At 54.7% G+C, this 4,933-nt stretch carries 5 protein-coding genes; 1 reads left to right on the top strand and 4 read right to left on the bottom strand.

The window, feature by feature from the left end; translation table 11 throughout:
• Both ACGYK9_RS19065 and ACGYK9_RS19060 read right to left on the bottom strand, forming a co-directional pair.
• Nucleotides 1-556: hypothetical protein (locus tag ACGYK9_RS19065; RefSeq protein ID WP_394422691.1), on the bottom strand; the 556-nt coding region annotated here is incomplete at its 3' end.
• A gap of 887 nt (nt 557-1,443) precedes the next feature.
• Nucleotides 1,444-1,827: a hypothetical protein gene (locus ACGYK9_RS19060; protein WP_394415077.1), complete on the bottom strand. Its 384-nt coding sequence runs from the start codon at nt 1,825-1,827 to the stop codon at nt 1,444-1,446.
• A 437-nt stretch (nt 1,828-2,264) separates the two neighbouring features.
• On the opposite strand from ACGYK9_RS19060, the gene ACGYK9_RS19055 reads away from it, so the two are divergent.
• Nucleotides 2,265-2,753: a hypothetical protein gene (locus tag ACGYK9_RS19055; RefSeq protein WP_394415080.1), complete on the top strand. Its 489-nt coding sequence runs from the start codon at nt 2,265-2,267 to the stop codon at nt 2,751-2,753.
• An 878-nt stretch (nt 2,754-3,631) separates the two neighbouring features.
• Here the strand turns inward: ACGYK9_RS19055 and ACGYK9_RS19050 are convergent.
• Both ACGYK9_RS19050 and ACGYK9_RS19045 read right to left on the bottom strand, forming a co-directional pair.
• Complete coding sequence (locus ACGYK9_RS19050) at nt 3,632-3,907, bottom strand: hypothetical protein (RefSeq protein ID WP_394415083.1); 276 nt, start codon at nt 3,905-3,907, stop codon at nt 3,632-3,634.
• A gap of 72 nt (nt 3,908-3,979) precedes the next feature.
• Nucleotides 3,980-4,933: type II toxin-antitoxin system HipA family toxin (locus ACGYK9_RS19045; protein WP_394415086.1), on the bottom strand; the 954-nt coding region annotated here is incomplete at its 5' end.

Here is a 4,933-nt window from a genome sequence, read left to right as displayed (position 1 = left end):
TGTATGCTATTTCAACAAGGATTCGTCGTCCTGGACCGTAGTTTCTACCCCGAAAGTCTATAATCATTTCGTCACCGTGTGTATCAAAATGATTTTCATGTCTTGCTCCCAGAAGGGCTGTGGATTTGAGATCTGCAAGGTAAGCTGTTAGCTCTTGTGCTGAGTAGTGTTGTGAAGCGTCAAGATGGGCGCGGATTTGGCGGCTTAGAACCTCCTCGAGAGCATCTGTCTGACCGGTGGTAATTGCCTCAAGAGCCACCGTTTCCGGAACGTCTAGACGGCAAGCTATCTTAAGGAAAATATCCTGGAATCCAACTCCAGGCTTGACCCAGATTGAGTGGTGGTCGATTTCGTCTGTGGCTTTCTCAAAGCTTTCCGATACCATACCGAATAGCTCGAAGGTCGGATTAGCGTAGGGGTCGTCATACCCGTAATCGAACTCCTGGAAGCAGTGGTCTTCGACCACCTCAAACAGCGCTTCTGCCGTATAGTTTGGCGGAAGTGAGAAGTCTGCTTCGTCGAATAGAAGTCCCTTAATGCGTAGGTCGTTTCCCATATCGTTCTCCTTCTTAATAATTATAGTTTGGAATTGTCCAACGCGATTAGCAGTAAATTTGTTCAATAATTTTATGTGGATAAATTATATTTTGCGATATAGAGGATACTCGGATGCGGAATACCATATCCTTGGTGCCTCTTCAGAACTGAAATAATAGCTTCGAATGTTGTCTTCGCGTTCTGCCGATCTAGTAGAAAAAATGGTACTCTTTTCCCGCTATTTCTGTGCGATCTCGAATCCTTTCTGATAGGGCCTGTTGGGGCCCTCGTGCGCTGATCTTATGCTTTGACAGACGGGAGCTTTATGGTCTAATCGAAGCTCCTTTTTGGACCTATGGAGGGGTGAGGTACACGTAAGTATTTGTAAAGGAATGGAATTTTAGGATTATTGTGTGGTGGGAGGCTGCACTTTGATTAGCTAGGATACCTCAGGAAGTTCGTAGCCGTTCTGGCGGATATTCCCTTCTGATAAGGAGTTTCTAACCTTTTTCAGCTACATAGATCTGTTGTCTTGACCGATTTTTGACCCTTTATTTAACTCTATACTCAGGTGTGCAGGAGAGAATTTTCTGGCGGTCGTCGGCATATATTATTGATTGTTTGACTATTTTGCTGCGAGGTTCTCACTGTCTTTTCGATATGGAATTCAAGTCGTGACAAGAGTGGTATGCCGAACCGACGCCCATCTGAACCAGACATCTTTGACGCAGTTCAGCCGGTTTCATGCATTCTCAATACGGTCTCTTTAGGCGCTCTCTCCGCCTGAGCACGTGATCGAATTTGAGTGTCTCGGATCGATGGTTTGTGTCTCATATTGGTGCGTATGTATGCGAGAGCGAGAGGACTGGCCCTCGCATATTGATACTTCCCGTGAGGCTTCGTGCTTTATCTTGGTGCGCCTATGATCTGGTCGCCGAGGGCGGTGAACGGCAGTTCTGGTGTTCCAGTAATCAAGGTGCATAGCATTTCGGCACCTGCGAGGAAGGCTTCTTGCTTTGTCTTATAGGGATGCGCATCGCGGGTTCCTATTGCATCTGGTTGTCCAGTTGGAACGTTTTTGAAATAGATATCTGCGACCCACCCGCCGTTCATCTTCTGGAGCCGGAAGTCAGCGAGGTTTTGAGCATTCATGTGTGGGGGAAGGAACGGCTGGGGGATATCATAGATGGCTCGGTTCGCCGTTTTGAGGGCGTCTAAGATATAGTCGAGCATGACGCGCTCGCCGGTGGCATTGAGGTCCAGCGTGTTGAGCGAAGAGGTAGCAGCCATGGGGTATCTCCTTTTGGGCTTGCGGTTCGGGATGCAGCGAAAGCGCTGTATTGAGGAGTTGGGATCGTTTTCTTTGGGGCGGAAACGCGCGCGGTAATTTTTTGCGGCGCGCTGAATATGGCCTCTGCGATGGTTTAGTCTTTCGGTCTCCTTTGTAGGCGGGGGCAGGGCGGTGCCCTGCAGGGCTTAGAAGGGATATCGGAACGTTTTTCGGGGGACGGTTGTCGAACAGTGCTTTTTTGGCAAATTAATTTGGCCGGCGCGCAGACCTACGCCCCTGCACGTTAAAAATACTGATATTTTAAATGGTTGATGTCGATTGAGGGCTGATCGCCCTGCGCGTCTTTTTGCGGACGCGCAGGTCGTTCAGCCTCTCCTACATCGAGAAGGAGGCGGGCTGTGTGCCATTCACTCTTCTTAGAAAGAAAGAACTTCATATGACCAGTAAGACAAATATTCCCGGCCCTCAAATTTCCGCGCTACTGCTGTTTCGCCGCTTAGCCCCTACATGTGCTGAGGAGTTGTCGAAGCAGATGCACCGCGCAGGTATTCACAACTCAAATGATGTTGTGGATGTCCTTGCCACTGGCCTCAGGGCCTTTGCGCGCAAGCATGGTATTTCTTCGGCAGCGGTGTTTTCACAAGCGTGGCCGGAGGCGCTGAGTGTTCTTAAGAACAGCCGGAGTGAGGAGGATTGGACGCGTCTTTTGCCGCAAGAGGCAAGCGCGTTTAGAGCGCCGCCCCGTCAGATTAGCGAAGCGGGTATGCAAATGGTTCGGGTACTTGAGGTCGCAATGGAGACCATGCAGATGGCGCCTCGCACGGCGGTGGGGTTTGGTGTCTGGATTATAACGGCTGTGGTCATTGGGCATTCGGGGCCGCTTGACGCAGACCTCAGCTTAGAAGAACTGGCGCATTACTTTTGATCTCGGGTCCTCCTCGGCCTTTGGGGTCGGGGAGGACCGGCCTGAGAACGTTTTTGATCAGCACTGTGAGTTGGCGCTGCGCATGAGGTGAGGTACATGAGACCTGTCTACTGAGGGTGATTGCTTTCACCAGGCGTCGGATGTGAAGCACAGGCACATCGTAGAGCTGTGCTACATGTGTGAGAGAGCGTGCGTGATGCATTTCCAAGTATGGACGGGCGGGGCAGGGGCGTCGCAGGCCATCACAGCAGTCGCAGCGCTCTTCAAGGTGGAACACTCCGGCTTTGTCGAATTTGCCCGCAGGGTGCGAGAGGCGCTCTTTGCGCCGAAAGGCTTCATGCGCAGCCGACAATTCAGTCGCTGAGTAGCCTCGCTCAGCGGCGATGGTTTCAATTATACTTTCTGGCATTGGTATCTCCTGTTCCTCGCCGAAGGAGGGCAGGGACCCTTTTTGCGAAGCTCTCCAGAGCACATAGGCACCGCTGGGGCTGCGCCAAAACCTCGGATGAGTTTTCTTTAGGAAGGGGAGAGCTCTAACAAACCCTCCAAAACTGCCCGGCACGGGCTCTTTCAAGGGTTTCTTAATTCTCTTGATTCAAAGCCGCGTGTATTTTGGTTTGAGTACAAGTACTTACAGGATATGTGACGCAAAATCCCCGCGTTCTGACGCAATTTCCCGGTGGTTTGACGCAAAATCCCCCCGTTTTGACGCAATTTCCCCCCATCGTGACGCGATTTCCTCAGGTGATATTTTGCGCGAAAAGCAAGACGAGGCAGAGCCGTCCCCAGCCCCAGCCCCAGCCTCTGCCGGTGAATGTTGATAGGTTTCTTTTGGATGAATGCGTCGGACTGAGAACCAAAGGTTCTGCTGCTATTCGCTAAAACCCAGAAACCAAGAGATCAATGGCAGCAACGATCTCGTCGCGCCAAACCGACGCGTCACCAATGACAGAGCCGATTTGTGCGCCTAGGATAGCAACCAATTGCGACATGGCTATGATGTGCGGAACGCCATCCAGATGAATTGGCACATGCAGTTTTGGAATTAATGCGCCCCAGGCGGCGCGAGGGAAGACCGGAGTACAAAGAATATAGGGCGTCTCAATGCCGAGGTCTGTCTGAACACGACACACGATTTCCTCGCCATCGCGCATGCGGTGGATGTTTCCTTGTGTCGGCACCTGAATGTGCGGAGGGGGGGAACACCGTTGTCTCGCAACCCGGCCTTACGTGGCGAAGTAGCCGGCGATCTGTTTGGCGCGCCGCGACGGAACTCCGGCGGCGTCTGCGTGTCGCGGCCAGTCGGCGATGGCGGCGCGAACCGGATCAATGAGCGCGGCGATCGCTGCGGGTTTCATCCCGAGCGCCTGCCCGACTGCCTCTACATGCTTCCTGCCGGGCTGGCGCCCCTCTCCGGCGATGGCGAGATGGTGCTCGCCGCCGGGCCCGTCGGAGAAGCTGACGTCGTAGGCCGGCGACAAGCGCCAACCGCCCCCAGCGTCCATCAGGAAGGCGTGGTTCTTTAGGTGATCATCCCGATTGTGGGCGAGGACGTTGAAGGCCATCCTGCGGAACATTTCGTCCTGATCTCCAGCATGCCGGGTGGTCCAACGCACCAGCTTATGCAGGTTCTCGTAATCGGTGGACGGCTGGCGGAAGTCGACGTCGAGCATGCCGGCGGCGGTATGCATATGCACCCGTCCGGCGCCTGTGCGGTCAAAGCGCTCAACGGCAAAGAAAGCATCGCCGCGCCCAGAGCGCAGCACCATCGTCCAGGGCATGGCGATACCGGCCGCCCGCGCCATCCTCGCGTAGGCATCTTCCTCTTCGATCGCGGTCGGGCTGTCGGTTGTCGCCCGGTGCTTGATCAGCACCTGCCGTTCGCCGCGCTCCGGGGTTCGCCGATGGTCGCGCACGCGGCCGGTCTCCACATCGAGTAGGGCCACGAGTTTCGGCCGGGCGCCGGCAGAGCCGCCGGCCGCCGCGCGGGCCTTGCGGAGGTCCTCCACGGAAGCGTCTTCGGCCATGCTGGTCGCGAGATCGGCGAACCACTCGAGGTCGACGCTGTTCGGGCCGACCACGCGCTCTTCTGGACGATAGATGAGGGCGCCCATGCCGTGGGTGCCGACGATCGCCAGACGGTCAACCGGGGTGATGGCGGTGCGACCGCTGCCGCGGCG

Origin of the sequence: Sulfitobacter sp. 1A15258 (assembly GCF_043557045.1) — a bacterium.
Taxonomy (GTDB): Bacteria; Pseudomonadota; Alphaproteobacteria; order Rhodobacterales; family Rhodobacteraceae; genus Sulfitobacter; species Sulfitobacter faviae.
This window is presented reverse-complemented; position numbering and strand designations above follow the sequence as displayed.

What these genes read in the sequence shown, in the direction of transcription:
- ACGYK9_RS19060 (WP_394415077.1), bottom strand. Translation starts at nt 1,827, where the DNA reads ATGGCTGCTACCTCTTCGCTCAACACGCTGGACCTCAATGCCACCGGC.
- ACGYK9_RS19055 (WP_394415080.1), top strand. Translation starts at nt 2,265, where the DNA reads ATGACCAGTAAGACAAATATTCCCGGCCCTCAAATTTCCGCGCTACTG.
- ACGYK9_RS19050 (WP_394415083.1), bottom strand. Translation starts at nt 3,907, where the DNA reads ATGCGCGATGGCGAGGAAATCGTGTGTCGTGTTCAGACAGACCTCGGC.